Origin of the sequence: Caproicibacter fermentans, assembly GCF_009746625.1 — a bacterium.
In the GTDB taxonomy this organism is placed as follows: domain Bacteria; phylum Bacillota; class Clostridia; order Oscillospirales; family Acutalibacteraceae; genus Caproicibacter; species Caproicibacter fermentans.
The window spans coordinates 119,785-136,847 of the sequence record NZ_VWXL01000052.1 but is presented as its reverse complement, the minus strand read 5'-3'; the positions used below and the strand labels follow the sequence as shown (position 1 = coordinate 136,847).

The following is a 17,063-nucleotide window of genomic DNA, read 5'->3' as shown; positions in this document are numbered from 1 at the left end:
GCCGTTGATGGTCCATCCGGGCCGGACGCGCCTGCGGCGTTCCCGACTTTAGCCTTCCGGGAGTGGCTACCCTCTATCCCGCCCGGCTAAGCCGTAAACTCTTGCTCCGTTCCCCACGGCGGGTCGTTGATGGTCCATCCGGACCGGACGCGCCTGCGGCGTTCCCGACTTTAGCCTTCTGGGAGTACCCAACCTCTATCCCGCCCGGCTAAGCCGTAAACTCTTGCTCCGTTCCCCACGGCGGGTCGTTGATGCAGCGGTACGCTGCTCAGGGTCGGCGGATGCGGGGGACGAGGAAAACAGCAAAAGCCCAGAACGCCTCGTAAATGGAAAGCGCGGTCAAACTGAGCTGCTCAAGCCCGGAGTAAAGCGACAAAAACGCCACGAGCGCGAACCCGAGGCCCACGGCGGCAGCCTGAAGCGCGACGGCGATGGAGATGTTCCCGCGCTGCCGGACGCATCCCGTCAGCAGGCGGAGCATGGAAAAGGCCCGCCCCTTCGTCGCGATCATCGCGTCCGCCCGGTCCGGTTCCGCGGAAACAAGATCGGTGTAAATCTGGCCGAGCTGTTCCGGCAGAACGGTAATTTCCTGCTCGTACAGCCCGAAGCACTCCGCCAGAAAACGCGGCGTGATATTCGGGTCGCTGGTTCGCACGATCAGGCCGATCCCGTTGCGCTCCATCCGGCGCAGCTCCTGCGAGCGCCGCAGGTCGGAGCGGTAATTGATGATGAACATGGCGACCAGGCACCCTTCGGTCGCGAGATAGACAAGCCGCTTCCCGCTTTGAATATACTTCTTCTCATAATCGCGGGACGGCGGCTCGATGCCGTGCGCCCGCATCAGCTCGCGGGTTCCGATCAGAATCTGCCGACCGGAGACGGTCCCGGTCACGCCCCTGCCGTCCTCATAGACCGGCTCGCCGATTTTGGGCAGAATTTCCCGGCGGCTTTTGATGATCTGGTCGAACAGGTCCGAAAGCGGGCCGCCGACCGTGCCCATCAGCGCGGCGGCGTCCACAATCGCCTCGTCGATGCGCTGCCCGGCAAACGTGCGGATGCCGTTTAAAATCACCGTTCCGCGCGGGAAGAGGTCTTCCGCGTCCAGCATCACGGCGTTTGTCGCGCTGAAGCGGTCGATCGCCGCCCAGCCGGAAACCATCGACCCGCCGCGGCGGGCGATGCCGCTCAGCCGGGAAACCGGCAGGTTGACGCAGAGCATGTTTGTGAACGGAACGCAGATGCAGCAGGACGCCGTGAAGGCGGTCAGCGAGGAAACCGCGTTCCCGGTCAGGAACGCGCACCCGATGCAAAGCGCCAGGCTGAGCAGGAATCCGGCGGGGGCCAGCACCTGAGAAACATGGTCGGCCGGGTCCGGCGTATAGGAAATCCGCAGGAAATTGCGGAGAAACGCCGCCTTCGACTGGTAGGCGATGCGCGGCTCGCCGATCACGCAGTCCTTGGCAAGGCGCAGGGAGGTATTGTAATCGCCGTAAATTCTGACGGCGTATTTCGGCTCTTTCGCGCAAAGGTACCGGAAGTTGGAATAGATGCGCCTGGCCATGCTGAATTTGCCGCAGGCGTTCAGGAACAGAGCCGCGGCGGCGAGCGGCGCGTACAAATGGATTCCCTGCGGAACGCCGAGAACGAGCAGCACCACCGTCTGGATCAGCACGGCCAGAACCGCGACGGCCGCCGCCGAATCGGAGTTTGCCTGAAAGGAGGTCAGCCCCCGGAGGCCGTTCCAGAAGGTTGGAAAGCTGAACGCCGCCGCGATGAACAGAAACACAAGCTGGAGGACCGGGTAGGCCCCGCCGTCCAGAACCGTATGTAGCTCCGGCGGAAGGACCGCCGGATGCTCGGCCAGAAAGCCGACCAAAAGCAAAATCAGGGTTGCGATGCCCGTCACGGCCAGCCGGAGGGACAGCCGGGTGACGTTTTGCAGGAGGTCGCGCCGGACGGAGGGCGCGTCCTCCTCATCCGTATAATCGTCCAGCTCCTCCTGTTCCCCGAACGGCTCGGCGGACGAATCCTCCGGCTCCTCGCTGCCGAACAGGCGGAACCGGCGTTTGGTTCCGCGCGCCGGAGGCTGATCTTCCTCCCCGGCCCGCGGTTCGGGCAGGGGGTTTTCACCGATCAGCGGGCCGGGCACGGGCCAGTTCCCCAAATGCTCCGGGTCGTCCGGCGCAAAGTCCGGCTCGGGGTTTGGCTCCTGCTTTTGACCCGGCTCTTCCTCCGGCTCCGGAATCGGGCCGCTCTCCTTTTTGGGGAACGGAATCGGCTCCGGCGGTTCGGGCAGCGGATAGGCCGCGGCCTCCGCCGTCAGAATCTCCCGGAATGACCTGGGCTTGATCACGTGGGTCGGCACGGCGCACGCGCGGTACTGCGGCTTTTGCCCGTCGTCCGGTTCCGTGCGCGGCGGCGGGGTGCGCCGGTCCTCTTTTGCCTGCGGCGGCTGCTTTACCGGCTCTTTCACCGGCACGGGCGGAGTTTCCTCCGCTTTCGCAGGGCCGTTGTCTTCCTTTTCGGCGGGATCCGCCGGCTGCTCGTCCGGTTCCTGCCGCCCGCCCGTTGTGATTTCGGGTTTTCCGGGCGGCCGCGGCACGGGATTCGTCACCGGAGGGCGCACCTCCGGCTGGCGCTGCGGCCCGGGCGTCACCGCCGGGTCGCGGGGGCGCTCCGGCTGCGGAACCTCCGGCTCCTGCGGCCCGGGCGCCGGAACCTCCGGCCCGCGCGAAGGCTCCTCCTGCGGCAGAATCTCGTCGGGGTCAAGGCCCGCCTGCCGCATGATTTTTTCCAGCCGCTCGTGGCGTTCCCTGTGGATCCGTTCAAAGGTCTCCGCCATATCCGGGACGTCTTCCTCCCCGCTTCCGTCAAAAAGATAGGGGAAACTGGAACCGGTTTCGTCCCGGTTCGCGCGCTCTCCCCCGGAGCGGACGGTTTTTTCATATTCCTTGCGGTACTCCTCCAGCGGCTTGAGCTGAAGGCCGTAATAAAGGTCGTCCTCCTCGCGGAATTCCTCATCCTTTTTTTTGCGCCCGAACAGGGAAAACCTGCGCTTTTTCCGTTTCGGCTCCGGCTCGTCCCCCCCGGGCTCCTCTTCGGCGGGCTCTTTCTCCGTTCCCGCTTCCATATTCAGCGCGCGGCGGGCCCCCTGCAGAATTTCCTCCCTGTCGGGCGGCTCGCTTCGCGCGGGGCCCGGGGCCGGGGATGTTTCGCGGTCCTTGATGATGCGTGCCTCCGCTAGGATTTCTTCGACCGAATAATCTTTCTGCGGAGTTTTTCCGTTGTCGTCCATTCGATCCGCACTCCCGTATTATTTTGTCTTAATTCCAAGCCGCTGCCGGGCGATTTCATAACAGATGATACCGCATGCGACGGAAGCATTAAGCGAGTTTATCTTTCCCCTGATCGGCAGGGATATTACAAAATCCGATTTTTCTTTGACCAGCCGCCCGACGCCGAACCCCTCCGATCCGATGACCACCGCCGTCGGGCCGGAATAATCCGCTTCGCACCACGGCTGGCCGTCCATGTCGGCGGCATAGATCCACACGCCGCGTTTTTTCAGGTCCTCCAGCGTGCTGGCCAGGTTGGTAACCCGCGCGACCGGAACGTATTCCACGGCGCCGGCGCTGGATTTTCCAACGGCCCACGTCAGCCCGACGCTGCGACGCGACGGCAGAATCACCCCGTGCGCGCCGGAACATTCCGCCACGCGCAGAACGGCGCCCAGGTTGTGGGGGTCCTCCAGCCCGTCGGCAATAATCAAAAACGGCGGCTCTCCGCGTTCCTGTGCCAGTTGAAACATATCGTCGACCGTCGCGTATTCCTTCGCGGCCGCGATGGCGGCCACGCCCTGGTGAACCGCCCCGGCGCACATAAAGTCCAGCTTTTTGGGGTCGATTTCCTTGACGGGAATGCCGCGCTGCTTCGCCTTGGCGATTAAAGCGGCGACTGAGCCGGACCTTTCCCCCCGCGCAAGGCAGAGCTTGTCAATCGCCCTGCCGCTTCTCAGCGCCTCCGCGACGGCGTTCCTTCCGGCGATTACGCCGCTGTCCTGTTGTATTTCTCCGCCGTTTTTCAACTTGCACCTCTCCAAATCCGGATGACATCCTGTATTGATACTGGTTATTATACCATATTTTACAGAAAACAGCAGGAAATTTCCTCAAGTTTCATGGTTTCCCCGCAAGTATGCAGCGGGAAAACGCCCGTGCAAGGCCGATTATACCCATCGTATTTACATGAGTTGACATAAAATACGCGAACAAGCTGTGGAAAACTCTGTGGAAAATGTTAATAAGTCAGGCGGGCCGACTGTGGAAAATGTGAATTCATAAAACTGCATATTCAATTATGTAAACCTAAGACGGCGCTTTTCCACTTTCTGCCGATAACCGTCCGTATTCCCGTGGCGGTTGAAGCGCGGCCCGGTCCATGCTATAATAAACGCTGATTTCAGCAAAAAAGGAGGGACGGCGTCATGAATCTGGACACGCTCGGCCAGACCGTGGACTGCGGGCAGTGCTTCCGCTGGGAGCGCCTGCCGGACGGCTCCTGGAGCGGCGCGGCCGGAAGCCGGTGCGTTCAAGTCACGGGGGAAAACCTCAGCGGCGTGCTGTCGGACGCGTTCTGGGCGGACTATTTCGACATGGGCCGCGACTACGAAGCGATCCGCGAGCGGTTCTGCGCGCTCGACCCGATTCTGGGGCAGGCCGCGCGCTACGCGCCGGACCTGAGGATTTTGAACCAGGACCCATGGGAAGCGCTTTGCTCTTTCCTTTTGTCCCAGTGCAACAACATTAAACGGATTAAAGGCCTGGTTTCCCGCCTGTGCAAAACCTATGGGGAATCAAACGGCGCGTGCGCTTCGTTTCCCCGGCCGGAAGCGCTCGCCGTGCTTTCGGAGCAGGACCTGCGCGCGCTTGGGTGCGGGTACCGGGCGGGGTATCTGGTCGGCACGGCCCGCCGGGTTGCGGAAGGCGCGCTGGATTTTGATCTCCTGCGCCGCCTTCCGCTGGAGGAAGCGAAGCGGGAGCTGACGGCGCTGCCCGGGGTCGGGCCGAAGGTCGCGGACTGCGCGCTGCTGTACGGACTTCACCGGCTGGAGGCATTCCCGATGGACGTCTGGATGAAGCGCGCGATGAAAGTGCTCTTCCCCGGGCGAAAGCCGGAGGATTTCGGGGAATACGCGGGCGTTGCGCAGCAGTATATTTTCCATTACAGCCGAAACCATCCGGAGCTGTTCTGAACAAAAAGATCATTAAATTTTTAACAATCTCCATGCCTTTCCATATTTATCTTTTCCGGAGAATGAGGTATAATAAAAGAAATTAAACATTAGGAGTGAAAGCCGATGTCGTTGGTCAATACAAAAGAAATGTTTCAAAAGGCCTACAACGGCGGTTATGCCGTCGGGGCGTTCAACGTCAACAACATGGAAATTGTGCAGGGCATCACCGAAGCGTGCGCGGAGCTGAAAGCCCCGGTGATCCTGCAGGCTTCCGCGGGCGCGCGCAAATATGCCTCCCACACCTATCTGGTCAAGCTGGTCGAGGCGGCGGTCGTGGAAAACCCGGATCTTCCGATCGCGCTTCATCTGGATCACGGCGCTTCCTACGAAATCTGCAAGGACTGCATCGACGGTGGCTTTACCTCCGTCATGTTCGACGGCTCCTCCAAGCCGTACGAGGAAAATGTGGAAGAAGCGCGCAAGGTTGTGGATTACGCCCATCAATACAACGTGACCGTGGAAGCCGAGCTCGGCAGGCTCGCCGGGATCGAGGACGCGGTGGCGGTCGAGGACGACAAGGCGCAGTTCACCGACCCGGATCAGGTTCAGGATTTTGTCAAACGCACCGGCGTCGATTCCCTCGCCATCGCCATCGGGACAAGCCACGGCGCGTATAAATTCAAGCCGGGCCAGAAGCCCCAGCTCCGCTTCGACATTCTGGAGGAAGTCGCTTCGCGCCTGCCCGGATTCCCGATCGTGCTGCACGGCGCTTCTAGCGTCATTCCGGAATTCGTTCAGATGATCAACCAGTACGGCGGAAAGATGCCGGACGCGATCGGCATTCCGGAGGACATGCTCCGCAAGGCCGCGACCATGGCGGTCTGCAAAATCAACATCGACTCCGACCTCCGTCTCGCCATGACGGCAAGCGTCCGCAAATACTTTGCGGAGCATCCGGACCATTTTGATCCCCGCCAGTACCTCAAACCCGCCCGCGACGCGATCAAAGGAATGGTCGAGCATAAAATCACCGCGGTTCTCGGCTGCGCCGGAAAGGCCTGATCTTCGGCATACGCTTCTTATCGAATTGCCAATTCCCCTGCCTCAGACTGAGGCAGGGGAATTTTTTATGATTTGAAAATTCCCGGCTGTGCCGGGGGGTCCAGATTGTCGAAGACGCCCGGCTTTTCCAGAGGTGATTATTATGCAAATGTAACAAATATTTGCTTCATCATAAAGTCTTTCTAACAAAATTACCCTTTAATTCCGATTTGTAATTTATAAATCGGAGCAGCGTGTAATATAAATTGTGTTATGTATACATTATACTTAAAACAAGAAAAGGAGGGCCTTTCTTGAGGACAATACCGATCCCTTATTACAGGTCGACTTTGGACCTGCATGTTGAGGAGCAGAACCTAGCCGCGGTCATCACCGCCAAAATGCACGGGGTCCGGACGGACCAAAGCGAACAGGAGTTTGTCCGCGACGCCCTTGCGCATCCGATCGGCACCAAAAGCCTGCGCGAACTGGCGAAGGGAAAGCGGAAAGTCGTCGTCGTAACCAGCGACCACACGCGGGCGGTGCCAAGCAAAATCACGCTGCCGATCCTGCTTTCCGAAATCCGGGCGGGCAACCCGGCCGCCGAGATTACGATTCTGATCGCGACCGGCCTGCACCGGGCGACGACGGAGGATGAGCAGAGAAAGATGTTCGGCGACGAAATCGTGGATCACGAAAAAATCGTCGTCAACGACGCGTTCCGGCCCGAGGATTTCGTGTTCGTGCAAAAGCTTCCCTCCGGCGCGGATTTCCATGTGAACCGCCTTGCGACCGAGTGCGACCTGCTGGTGACGGAGGGCTTCATCGAGCCCCATTTCTTCGCGGGGTTCTCCGGCGGACGCAAAAGCATTCTTCCGGGAATCTGCTCTCAGGAAACCGTCAATGAAAATCACAGCTTTCAGGCGATCGCCAGTCCCTACGCGAAAGCGGGGGTGCTCTCCCGCAACCCGATCCACGAAGACATGGTCTGTGCGGCCCGCGCGGTCAACGTCCGGTTTATTCTGAACGTCGCGCTGGACGGAAATAAAAAAATCATCGCGGCGTTCGCGGGCGACCTGGAGCAGGCGCATGAAAAGGGCTGCGATTTTATCAGGAGCCTTTCCCAGTGCCCGGTCGTCACCGGAGATATCGTCGTTACAAGCAACGGCGGCTACCCTCTGGACCAGAACCTTTACCAGGCCCCGAAAGCGGTCGCGACCGCCGAAGCCTGCGCGGGGGAGGACGGAGTCATCATCATGTGCGCGTCCTGCGTCGACGGCATGGGCGGAACTCATTTTGAAAAGCTGATTCTCTCCGGCACCGTGGATGAAATCGAAAAGCGCCTTTCCGCCATTCCGCCGAAAGAGACCATTCCGGAGCAGTGGTGCGCTCAAATCTACTCCCGTATTCTGAAAAAGCATAAGATCATTCTTGTAACCACCTATCTGGACCATGACCTGGTGCGCAGGGCGAACATGATTCCGGCTTCCAGCCCGGACGAGGCGCTCGCCATGGCGTATGAAATCAAGGGAAAGGACGCGAAGGTGGTTGTCATCCCGGACGGCGTTTCGGTTCTGGCGGTTAAATAACCGGACATTCTGTGAAGTTTGTGAAGGAGGTATTTCAATATGAGCCTGCAGCTGGCCTTAAAAATCAATGACCGGGACAATGTGGCGACGATCTTCGCCGACGGCATTGTCTCCGGAAGCGAGGTGGAGGTGCGCGACAAACAGGGGAATTCCGAAATCATCAAAGTGCTGGGCGACATCCCCTTCGGCCACAAGATCGCGCTGAAAGACATTCACCCGGGCGAGGAAATCTTCAAGTACGGCGAAGAAATCGGGGCCGCCACCAAGGAAATCAAAAAGGGCGAGTATGTTCACGTGCACAACCTGGACAGCATGCGCGGCCGCGGCGACCTGAAAGGAGAGCGGAACAAATGAATTTTATGGGTTATGTCAGACCGGACGGGAAGGTCGGCGCAAGGAACCATGTGGCGGTCATCCCCAGCGTCATCTGCGCCAACGACGTCGCGCAGGCAATTGTCGGCCAGGTGCAGGGCACGGTCGGGTTTTTCCACCACCAGGGCTGCTGCCAGCTGCCGCCGGACCTCGAGCGCGTCACGGACACCCTCATCGGCTTGGGGTGCAGCCCGAATGTCGGCGCGGTGCTGATCGTAAGTCTTGGGTGCGAAGGCACCGACCACGAGCGGATGCTTGAAACCATCGCCAAAACGGGCAAGCCGGTTCAGATCATCCGCATTCAGGAGCTGGGCGGAGCGAGCCGCGCGATTCAGGCGGGAATCGACGCCGCGCAGGAGCTGGTCAGGCAGATTTCCGGGCTGCAGCGCGAACCGGCCGAACTTTCGAACATCGTCATGGCGATCAAATGCGGCGCGTCGGACACGACGAGCGGGATGGCCTCCAACTGCGTTGTCGGCTACGTCGCCGATAAAATGGTGGACCTGGGCGCAACGGTGGTGTTCGGCGAGACAACCGAATTCATCGGCGCGGAGCATATTCTGGCGCGCAGGGCCGTGAACAGGGAAGTGGCCGACAAAATTTACGAAATCGTCAACCGGATGGAAACGAGGGCGAAATCCCTCGGCTGCGACATGAGGAAAGGGCAGCCCACCCCCGGAAATATCGCGGGCGGACTCTCCTCCATCGAGGAAAAATCCCTGGGCGCAATCGTAAAATCCGGTTCCAGGCCGATTCAGGGCGTTCTGGAGTACCCGGACATGGCGAACGGCCGGAAGGGCCTTTGGATTAAGGACACCCCCGGCCGCGAGCCGGAAATCCTGACCGGAATGGCCTGCACGGGCGCGCAGTTCATGATGTTTTCCACGGGGCGCGGCGCGCCGCAGGGCTTCCCGAGCATGCCCGTCGTAAAAATCTGCGGCAACCCGAACACCTTTGAGCGCATGAGCCACGACATGGACCTGAACGCCGGTTTGATCATCAGGGGCGAAAAAACGATTGAACAGGTCGGCGAGGAGGCGTTCCAGAAAGCCTTATGCGTCTTAAACGGTGAAATGACGAAAAACGAAGCGATCAAGTATTTCAATTCCATCGACATCCACACCCTGGGGCCTGTCATTTAAGTCCGCACTCTTTTCGCGATTCGGCCGCAAGACCTTTCAATGACTGACGGTTCATCTGGTAATCTCATTTCTGCGATGTATGGGGAAAACGGCTTTTTCACTTGGGAAAGCACATTTTGTATTGTTAAGGGAGATTGTCATTATGATCAGTATTATTGCGCTTTTAATCGGCATCGCGCTGCTCATCTTTTTAGTCGTCAGGACAAAGATCCAGGCGTTTCCCGCGTTGATCCTTTCCGCAATCGTCATCGGGCTTCTGTCCGGTCTTCCGACCGACAAAACCATCAGCGCGGTCACCACGGGGTTCGGCAATACCCTGGGCAGCATCGGCATTGTCATCGGCCTTGGCTGCATCATGGGAAAATTCATGGAAAAAAGCGGAGCGGTCAAGCGAATGGCGCTGACCATTCTGAAAAGAATCGGCATCAAACGGGCGGATGTTGTTTTGGGCATCACCGGTCTGCTGGTTTCCATTCCCGTCTTCTGCGATTCCGGTTTCGTCATTCTTTCCTCGCTTGCGAAGGAATTTTCAAGACTGACGCGTAAATCCATGATCCTGATGGGCGGTTTGCTCGGCATGGGACTTTACATCACGCATTTCCTGGTTCCGCCGACCCCCGGCCCGCTGGCCGTCTGCGGCGCGTTCGGAATCGACATCGGGGAATTCATCCTTTACGGCATCCTGCTGGCAATCCCTCTGTTCCTTGTGGCCGTATTCTATTTCCGCTGGGTGGCTAAAAGGAATCCGGACATTGTTCCCGAACTGGGGGAAGAGGATTTCAGCCAGCTCTCCGCCGACCAGCGCGCCGCACTTCAAAAAATCGAAGCGAAACAAAAAGAGGGCCGGGACCTTACCAACGACGATTTTAACGAGCTGCTGAAGGACGAAGCCATGCCGGGAACCTTTATTTCCTTCGCGACCCTGCTGGTTCCGATTCTTCTGATTCTGACCAACACGGTTCTGGGCTTTATGAAGGTTACGGGCCCGGTCAAATCGTTTTTCACCCTGTTCGGCTCCCCGGTCTGCGCGCTCTTTATCTCGGTACTGATGGGCGTTTACCTGCTTTGCGGAAAAATGCCGAAAGGCGAAGCGCTTAAAACAATGGAATCCGCACTGGCGGACGGCGGCCTGATCGTGTTCGTAACCGGCGCGGGCGGCGCGCTCGGCGGTGTTATTTCGGCAACCGGCGTCGGCACCCTGATGGCAAAAAGCATTGTGGCGGCGGGTCTTCCCGCGATTCTCGTTCCTTTGCTTGTGGGCACGCTGCTCCGTTTCCCGCAGGGCTCCGGAACCGCGGCAATGGTCACGGGCGCTTCCATCCTCGCGCCGATGCTCCCCACGCTGGGAATCAATCCGGTTCTGGCGGGCCTGGCCCTCTGCTCAACCGCAATGTGCCCGTCCTACATGAACGACTCCTACTTCTGGGTTGTGACCAGATTCAGCGGATTCGACGAGAAGACCTCCCTGAAGACATGGACCCCCGCAACCGTGCTGATTCCGCTTGTTTCTTCCGTAATCCTGATTCTTGTGAGCGTAATCTTCTGAAATCTTCTCAGAATATATTTTTAGCCCGTCAAGTATACAACACACCGTATACTTGGCGGGCTAAATTTATTTTACAGATTCCTTACGAATCGGTCCGGATACATTTCGACAGGTATTCCTTGCTGGTGATATATTCGATCACCTTTCCCTTTGCCAGGGCTAAATGACTTCGGTTGATCTCCTCCGCCTTTTCAACGTCTCCGGCAAGAATATTACTAACGATTCCTTCATGCTCCACAATGGATTCGTCAAACCTCTGGCGGCTGACCAGCGAATAAATGCGAAAGGGCTGAATGATGGAGTGTATCTTGTCATAGGTCGATTCGATCAGGCTGTTGCCGCCCAGACTGATAATCAGCGAGTGCAGCGCGGTATCCTGCTCGATATAATTTTTCAGATCGTTGCTTTGATAGGTTTTTTTCAGATTTTCGAGACACCCGGCAATGGCTTTCTTCCTCTCCGGCGTCAGAAACCGGGGCGATTTGCGGATGGCCTGCGACTCAAGCAGAACCCGGAATTCAAATACTTCGTCGATGTCCTTCGCGGTGAACACCCGCACAAAGGTGCCCTTGTTGGGAATTGTGTCCACCAGGCCGTCGTTCGACAGCTTGCGCAGAGCGTCGCGAATCGGCGAACGGCTGACGTGCAGATGCTCCGCCAGTTCCTTTTCCTGCAGCCACTGGCCGGGCGAATAGGTTCCGTCGCATATCTCGCTTTTCAGGATCTGGTAAACCTGATCCTGCATGGTTGTCACTAAATTGTTGCGGTTTCCGAACAATGCTTTCATCCCCATAAACGACTAATTTAAATAAGACTCCGCGCGGCGAAACTAAAACTCTATTTTCATTCTCTGTTGCTTCGAGCCTTTACGGTACGAACCTTGGGGGCCGGTTTCCGTTTTTGCAAATAAAAAAGAAAGCCCCCAAAACAAGAGCCTTCCAGCATCTTTTCGAATAGCTTCAGCTATCGTTTTGCAGTCTTGGCCGCCTGATTTGCCAAAGAATCGGGTTCATCCCGAATCATGTATGAAGAATACATCCTTCTCCTATAAACTACCTCATTTTGTCTTTTTTGTCAATACCTAAAAAAGGCCGGACAAAGCCCGGAAAAAGCGGCCAAGGCCGCCTCTTCCGGGCTTTTGGTCCCCGACTGTCAGGACAGGAACCCGTCTATGGTTTTTTTCGCGGTTTCGTTGTCGTTTGAAACGCACAGCACCACGCAGTTCCCTTTTTGCACAAGAACCGGGTCCTGCAGCTTTGCCATTTCGGCGGGCTGGTAATCCTGAAAACCCGCCCTTTGCGTAGTGATCCGCTCTTCCGCTTTTTCTTTCACCCGGCCGGCGGCCTGATCGTCCTTTGCCTCAAACGCGGCGACCTCTTCCGCGGTCGCGCCGGTGCTTTCGTACACGGCGGCCTTCACGACGTCGCCGGAGTCGATTCCGTAGATTTGAATCGCCGTATCCTGATTGATTTCGGACATCTGGTCCTGAAACTTCACGGTTTTGATCAGACCGTCCGCAATTTTCCGAACATCCGCCGTTTGAGCGGCCCCCCCGCCGGAGCAGCCCGGCAGCAAAAGCAGCAGCACCGCCGCCGCGCAAAGAATCCCCTTTTTCATTCCCGCTCCCCCGTATTCACTCGTTTGCTTTCAGATAATCGCACCATTTGGCGCAGTATTCGGAATTCAGATGAACCCCGTCCGTCGAGGCATCCTCCGGCAAAACGCCGTTTTCCGAAACCGCCCGCGCCGTATCCAGATAGCTGACCTTCTGATCTTTTGCAATTTTTTGAATCGCCTGATTGTAGGAGACGATTTTGCTGTTTTTATAAATGGAGCTTTCAGCCGATTTTTGCGCGGAAACCGGAAAAATCGCCTGAAGATAAATTTCCGCCTTCGGATGGTCCTTTTTCAGGTCTTTCACCATTTTGGAATAATCGTCCACAAACGACTGCATGCTGGACCAGCCCAGCTCGTTCACGCCGAGCATCACATAGATTTTGCCGAACGGATGCTCCGCCTGAGCCTCCATCACGGTCTTTTTCGACCCGTTCTCCATAATTTCGCGCCGGGTGTATACCGTGTTGACCATCAGCCCCTTTAGGGCATAATAGGTCGCGCCGGATAAACCGCCGTAGTTTCTCAGCCCTTCCGTCCGGCTGTCCCCGATGAACAGCGCGTCGGAAAACCAGCCCCGCGCCGCCTGCCTGCCGGGCGGCCCGGACTCCGGAGAAGGCGCGTTCTCCGGAGACGACGAGTCGGCGGCGGGCGCCCGGGAAGAAACCGGGGCCCGCGAAGACGCGCCCGGTGCGAAAGATTCGGCAGCCGCGGTCTGCCGTGCCGCAGAAGCCGGCCGCGCGGAAGAATCACTCTGTGAAGAAAAAGCCGGCCGGGAGCCCGAAAGATCCGCCACCACCGCGGTCGTGCCCTTGGCCACCGCGACCAGCAGAAATAAAAGGCACAGACAAACGGCAGTCCTCCACAGAAAAAGCCCCCTGCGTCTTTTTTTTCGGCGCACCACTTTTTCACAGATAGGCTGCATACGCGAAACGGTTCCTTTCCTGGCTCAATGCGTTGACGGTCGCTTTCTTTTCTTATTATACTCCAACGAACCCGTTCGTAAAAGAGGAAAATCCGGGAATGACAAAACTGTTATTCCCATTACCTTTTTGTAAACATTCTGTCCCATTACCGCATCAGCCAGCAAATGGAATACTCTGAAAAACGGAACCCAAGCCCGCGGTGAAGCGCAGCGGACACCGCGTTTCCGGCTTTGATCTGCGCGTACGGAACCCGGCCTTCCCGCAGCAGCCGGTTGGCCTGGAACGTTTCCAGCTGCCTTGCGATTCCCTTTCGGCGGTATGCGGGCAGAACCTCCAGCATCCCCATCGCGCCGTCGTCGTGCCTTCCGATGAACCCGGCGGGCTCGCCCCGCACAAAAGCGCCGAACGTCTCGCCGGAGCGCAGCCGCTCCCGCAGATAGGCTTCGTCGTCAATGCTTTGGTAATGCTCTTTGACAAACGGCAGAAAGGTTTCGTCCAACACCCTGATTTGGGCCGGATTTTCGTCCGCGGGCAGCGGGCTTTCTCCAAAATAAACCGCGTTGCAGACCTGCAGCCGGGCACGCAGGCCGAATTTTTTTTCGGCGTATTCCATCCCGTACTTCCGGTGCGCCACGACCAGCTCCGCGCGCTCTGCCGCCGAAAGCAGGCGCCGGGCCGCTTCCTCGCTTTTTGCGCTGAGCAGGTACGCGCCGCTGCCCGTGTCGTACAGCAGCACGCCGTTTTCCTCCGCCTGCAGAACGCGGGCGCTGCCTCGGCGGACGCCTTCCAGCATGTCCGTGTGCAGAACCGGGTCCTGTTCCAAATATGCCAGTGCCTGTTCCATGAGACTCCCTCGTCTTTCCGATATGAAAAAGGAGCATGACGCCCCGTCATGCTCCCGCCGGGCCGTATGGCAGCGGCCCGGACCAAACCAGCCGAATTGACCGGCCGTATGCTTTTTCTCAGTCCGCCAGCGCCTTGTAGACGGCGACCGCGCAGGCGACCGTCGCGCCGACCATCGGGTTGTTGCCCATGCCGATCAGGCCCATCATCTCCACGTGCGCCGGCACGGAGGAGGAGCCGGCGAACTGGGCGTCGCCGTGCATTCTGCCCATCGAATCGGTCAGGCCGTAGGAAGCGGGGCCCGCTCCCATGTTGTCCGGGTGCAGGGTGCGGCCGGTACCGCCGCCGGAAGCGACCGAAAAATATTTCTTGCCGTTTTCAATCGCCCATTTCTTGTAGGTGCCCGCGACAAGATGCTGGAAGCGGACCGGGTTGGTGGAGTTGCCGGTGATGGAAACGTCCACGCCCTCCGCCTGCATGATCGCGACGCCCTCGCGCACGTCGTTCGCGCCGTAGCACTTTACCTTCGCGCGCTCGCCGTCCGAGAACGGGCGGGTCTCGACAACCTTCAGCTCATCCGCGAAATAATTAAAGTCCGTTTTGACATAAGTAAAACCGTTGATGCGGGAAATGATGTACGCCGCGTCTTTGCCAAGGCCGTTCAGAATGACGCGGAGCGGCTCCTTGCGGGCGGAGTTCGCGGAGCGGGCGATTCCGATCGCGCCTTCCGCCGCCGCGAAGGATTCGTGGCCCGCGAGGAAGCAGAAGCATTTTGTCTCGTCGCGCAGAAGCATCGCGCCCAGATTTCCGTGGCCGAGGCCGACCTTACGCTGTTCCGCGACGGAGCCCGGCACGGTGAAGGATTCCAGGCCCGCGCCGATTTTTTCGGCGGCCTCCGCGGCGTTCGCGACGCCGGTCTTCAAACCGATGGCGCAGCCGACGGTGTAGGCCCAGACCGCGTTGTCAAACGCGATCGGCTGAACGCCCTTGACGATTTTTTCGACGTCCACCCCTTTGGAAAGGCAGAGATCGCGCGCTTCCTCAAGACTTCCCAGGCCATACTCGGCAAGACACTTTTCGATTTTGGCCATTCTTCTTTCTTTATTTTCGAATTTTACATCGTTAGCCATTTCGTTTGTCCTCCTCACTGGTCTCATTCTTCGCGCGGGTCGATATATTTCGCCGCGCCGTCGAAGCGTCCGTACTGGCCGATATTTTTCTTGTAGGCTTCGTCCGGGCTGACTCCGTGGCGGATGTCTTCCATCATTTTGCCAAGGCGGACAAACTGGTAGCCGATCACTTCGCTGTTTTCATCCAGCGCGAGCTTCGTCACATAGCCCTCCGTCATTTCGAGGTAGCGAACGCCCTTCGGCACGGTGCCGTACATGGTGCCGATCTGCGAGCGCAGGCCCTTGCCCAGGTCTTCGAGGCCGGCGCCGACAGGCAGGCCGTCCTCGGAAAACGCCGTCTGGCTGCGGCCGTAGGCCAGCTGCTTGAACAGCTCGCGCATCGCGACGTTGATCGCGTCGCAAACAAGGTCCGTGTTCAGGCATTCCAGCAAAGTCTTGCCCGGCAGGATTTCCGCGGCCATCGCCGCGGAATGCGTCATGCCGGAGCAGCCGAGGGTTTCGACCAGCGCCTCCTGCACAATGCCGTTCTTTACATTCAGCGTCAGCTTGCAGGCGCCCTGCTGCGGCGCGCACCAGCCCACGCCGTGCGTCAGGCCGGACAGGTCTTTAATCTCATAGGCCTTGACCCATTTTCCCTCTTCCGGGATGGGCGCGGGCCCGTGCTTCGGCCCCTTTGTTACCACACACATCTTTTCCACTTCTGCGGAATAATTCATATCGGTGCTCCTTTCGGTTTTGTTTCCCCCTGAAAACCTTCCCTTACACATGCTTTTCATTATAGTTGATTGTATATCTTTTATCAATATAAAATCCGAATCAATTTTTATTTCCATTCCCTGAAGTTTTAGGCGAAAAAGCCCCGCGGGCGGCCGCGGGGCACAATGGAAATTATTTATTCGAAAAGAGCTTTCGGTTCGCAAATTCCAGCAGGATATTATCAATGCTGTCGAATTCGATCATCGAAATGTCTTCAAGCGGTTTTCTTATGACTTCCAGAAAGCCGCCGCTGGAAACATCGACTGTTTTCAGCGAAAGCAGCCGGTCCGTCAATGCCAAGACATATCCGGTATCCAAATTCTCCTCTTCATAGTACCCCACGGTAATAATATGTTTTTCCTGGCATTGTCCCGTCAGTAAGTCGATCAGCGTGTTCCGTCCGGAATCAAACGACGGTTCCCGTTTTGAAGCGCCGCTTTGGAATAATCCCAGGTCTTCCCAATAGCCGAGATAACATTTTAATTTTTTCAGGTAATCCGTAGCCGTTTCAACATTCCGGATCGCCCCCAGTCTAAAAAAGCAATAGCCGCACCACCGGCCCTGGCCGTCCAGTTCCTTCAGGATGGTTCCTTCCTGATCCAGTGCTTCGACAATGCCGGCGCAAAAGGAATCCTCGCTGCGCGTGTACCATTCCACCAGGTCTTTCCTGTCCGCCGCAATTTTCAGCTTTTCTTTGATTTCTTCTATTTTAGATTTCATAAATCACACATCCATCTCGGTCATTTCTTTGACGAGCTTCTGAACGATCTGTGTTATGTATGCTTGCTTGACAATTAAAAGGTGTCTGGAACAGTTCTTCTTCCTGTTAAAATGTTAACTTTTCTTTTTTTTCCGGTTGGAAAGAGGTATA

At 57.8% G+C, this 17,063-nt stretch carries 15 protein-coding genes; 6 read left to right on the top strand and 9 right to left on the bottom strand.

Annotated elements, in window-relative coordinates; genetic code table 11:
• Positions 1-268 precede the first annotated feature (268 nt).
• Both CAFE_RS08465 and rlmB read right to left on the bottom strand, forming a co-directional pair.
• Entirely contained in the window at positions 269-3,295 is a 3,027-nt protein-coding gene (locus CAFE_RS08465) for a hypothetical protein (RefSeq protein ID WP_066645611.1), read from the bottom strand.
• Between the two features lie 18 nt (positions 3,296-3,313).
• A complete protein-coding gene (gene rlmB, locus CAFE_RS08460) occupies positions 3,314-4,084 on the bottom strand; it encodes a 23S rRNA (guanosine(2251)-2'-O)-methyltransferase RlmB (protein WP_233452755.1) in 771 nt (256 codons plus the stop codon).
• 399 nt (positions 4,085-4,483) lie between these two features.
• Here rlmB and CAFE_RS08455 point away from each other — a divergent pair, with 399 nt between their 5' ends.
• The 6 genes from CAFE_RS08455 to CAFE_RS08430 all read left to right on the top strand — a co-directional run bounded on the left by CAFE_RS08455 (position 4,484) and on the right by CAFE_RS08430 (position 10,923).
• Positions 4,484-5,251, top strand: coding sequence for a DNA-3-methyladenine glycosylase family protein (locus CAFE_RS08455; RefSeq protein ID WP_156990343.1), 768 nt, complete (start codon positions 4,484-4,486; stop codon positions 5,249-5,251).
• 105 nt (positions 5,252-5,356) lie between these two features.
• Positions 5,357-6,295, top strand: coding sequence for a class II fructose-1,6-bisphosphate aldolase (gene fba, locus CAFE_RS08450; RefSeq protein WP_066645604.1), 939 nt, complete (start codon positions 5,357-5,359; stop codon positions 6,293-6,295).
• 293 nt (positions 6,296-6,588) lie between these two features.
• Positions 6,589-7,863 (top strand): nickel-dependent lactate racemase, encoded by a 1,275-nt coding sequence (gene larA, locus CAFE_RS08445; protein ID WP_066645603.1) that lies wholly within the window; start codon positions 6,589-6,591, stop codon positions 7,861-7,863.
• Positions 7,864-7,902: 39 nt separating this feature from the next.
• Positions 7,903-8,217: a UxaA family hydrolase gene (locus CAFE_RS08440; protein ID WP_066645602.1), complete on the top strand. Its 315-nt coding sequence runs from the start codon at positions 7,903-7,905 to the stop codon at positions 8,215-8,217.
• Positions 8,214-9,377 carry a UxaA family hydrolase gene (locus CAFE_RS08435; RefSeq protein WP_066645601.1) on the top strand — a complete coding sequence of 388 codons (1,164 nt, stop codon included), beginning with the start codon at positions 8,214-8,216 and terminating at the stop codon, positions 9,375-9,377. Before CAFE_RS08440 ends, CAFE_RS08435 begins: the two co-directional genes overlap by 4 nt.
• Before the next feature lie 142 nt (positions 9,378-9,519).
• A complete protein-coding gene (locus CAFE_RS08430; protein ID WP_066645600.1) occupies positions 9,520-10,923 on the top strand; it encodes a GntP family permease in 1,404 nt (467 codons plus the stop codon).
• An 82-nt stretch (positions 10,924-11,005) separates the two neighbouring features.
• Here CAFE_RS08430 and CAFE_RS08425 read toward each other — a convergent pair whose 3' ends face one another.
• The 7 genes from CAFE_RS08425 to CAFE_RS08395 all read right to left on the bottom strand — a co-directional run bounded on the left by CAFE_RS08425 (position 11,006) and on the right by CAFE_RS08395 (position 16,912).
• On the bottom strand, positions 11,006-11,701 hold the full coding sequence (locus tag CAFE_RS08425; protein WP_166525097.1) for a GntR family transcriptional regulator: 696 nt from the start codon (positions 11,699-11,701) through the stop codon (positions 11,006-11,008).
• Between the two features lie 374 nt (positions 11,702-12,075).
• On the bottom strand, positions 12,076-12,540 hold the full coding sequence (locus CAFE_RS08420) for a DUF4358 domain-containing protein (RefSeq protein WP_066645597.1): 465 nt from the start codon (positions 12,538-12,540) through the stop codon (positions 12,076-12,078).
• A 16-nt stretch (positions 12,541-12,556) separates the two neighbouring features.
• Complete coding sequence (locus CAFE_RS08415; RefSeq protein WP_156990341.1) at positions 12,557-13,462, bottom strand: GDSL-type esterase/lipase family protein; 906 nt, start codon at positions 13,460-13,462, stop codon at positions 12,557-12,559.
• Positions 13,463-13,608: 146 nt separating this feature from the next.
• Positions 13,609-14,307, bottom strand: coding sequence for a GNAT family N-acetyltransferase (locus tag CAFE_RS08410; protein WP_066645595.1), 699 nt, complete (start codon positions 14,305-14,307; stop codon positions 13,609-13,611).
• Between the two features lie 118 nt (positions 14,308-14,425).
• On the bottom strand, positions 14,426-15,436 hold the full coding sequence (locus CAFE_RS08405) for a GGGtGRT protein (RefSeq protein WP_066645593.1): 1,011 nt from the start codon (positions 15,434-15,436) through the stop codon (positions 14,426-14,428).
• 23 nt (positions 15,437-15,459) lie between these two features.
• On the bottom strand, positions 15,460-16,152 hold the full coding sequence (locus CAFE_RS08400; protein ID WP_066645591.1) for an iron-sulfur cluster assembly scaffold protein: 693 nt from the start codon (positions 16,150-16,152) through the stop codon (positions 15,460-15,462).
• Positions 16,153-16,324: 172 nt separating this feature from the next.
• Positions 16,325-16,912 (bottom strand): hypothetical protein, encoded by a 588-nt coding sequence (locus CAFE_RS08395; protein ID WP_156990340.1) that lies wholly within the window; start codon positions 16,910-16,912, stop codon positions 16,325-16,327.
• Between the last annotated feature and the right edge of the window lie 151 nt (positions 16,913-17,063).

Excerpts from the sequence above, each read along its gene's own strand:
- CAFE_RS08440 (WP_066645602.1), top strand. The coding sequence starts at position 7,903 with ATGAGCCTGCAGCTGGCCTTAAAAATCAATGACCGGGACAATGTGGCG.
- CAFE_RS08420 (WP_066645597.1), bottom strand. The coding sequence starts at position 12,540 with ATGAAAAAGGGGATTCTTTGCGCGGCGGCGGTGCTGCTGCTTTTGCTG.
- CAFE_RS08410 (WP_066645595.1), bottom strand. The coding sequence starts at position 14,307 with ATGGAACAGGCACTGGCATATTTGGAACAGGACCCGGTTCTGCACACG.
- CAFE_RS08430 (WP_066645600.1), top strand. The coding sequence starts at position 9,520 with ATGATCAGTATTATTGCGCTTTTAATCGGCATCGCGCTGCTCATCTTT.
- CAFE_RS08455 (WP_156990343.1), top strand. The coding sequence starts at position 4,484 with ATGAATCTGGACACGCTCGGCCAGACCGTGGACTGCGGGCAGTGCTTC.
- CAFE_RS08415 (WP_156990341.1), bottom strand. The coding sequence starts at position 13,462 with ATGCAGCCTATCTGTGAAAAAGTGGTGCGCCGAAAAAAAAGACGCAGG.
- CAFE_RS08435 (WP_066645601.1), top strand. The coding sequence starts at position 8,214 with ATGAATTTTATGGGTTATGTCAGACCGGACGGGAAGGTCGGCGCAAGG.
- CAFE_RS08400 (WP_066645591.1), bottom strand. The coding sequence starts at position 16,152 with ATGAATTATTCCGCAGAAGTGGAAAAGATGTGTGTGGTAACAAAGGGG.
- CAFE_RS08405 (WP_066645593.1), bottom strand. The coding sequence starts at position 15,436 with ATGGCTAACGATGTAAAATTCGAAAATAAAGAAAGAAGAATGGCCAAA.
- fba (WP_066645604.1), top strand. The coding sequence starts at position 5,357 with ATGTCGTTGGTCAATACAAAAGAAATGTTTCAAAAGGCCTACAACGGC.
- CAFE_RS08465 (WP_066645611.1), bottom strand. The coding sequence starts at position 3,295 with ATGGACGACAACGGAAAAACTCCGCAGAAAGATTATTCGGTCGAAGAA.
- CAFE_RS08395 (WP_156990340.1), bottom strand. The coding sequence starts at position 16,912 with ATGAAATCTAAAATAGAAGAAATCAAAGAAAAGCTGAAAATTGCGGCG.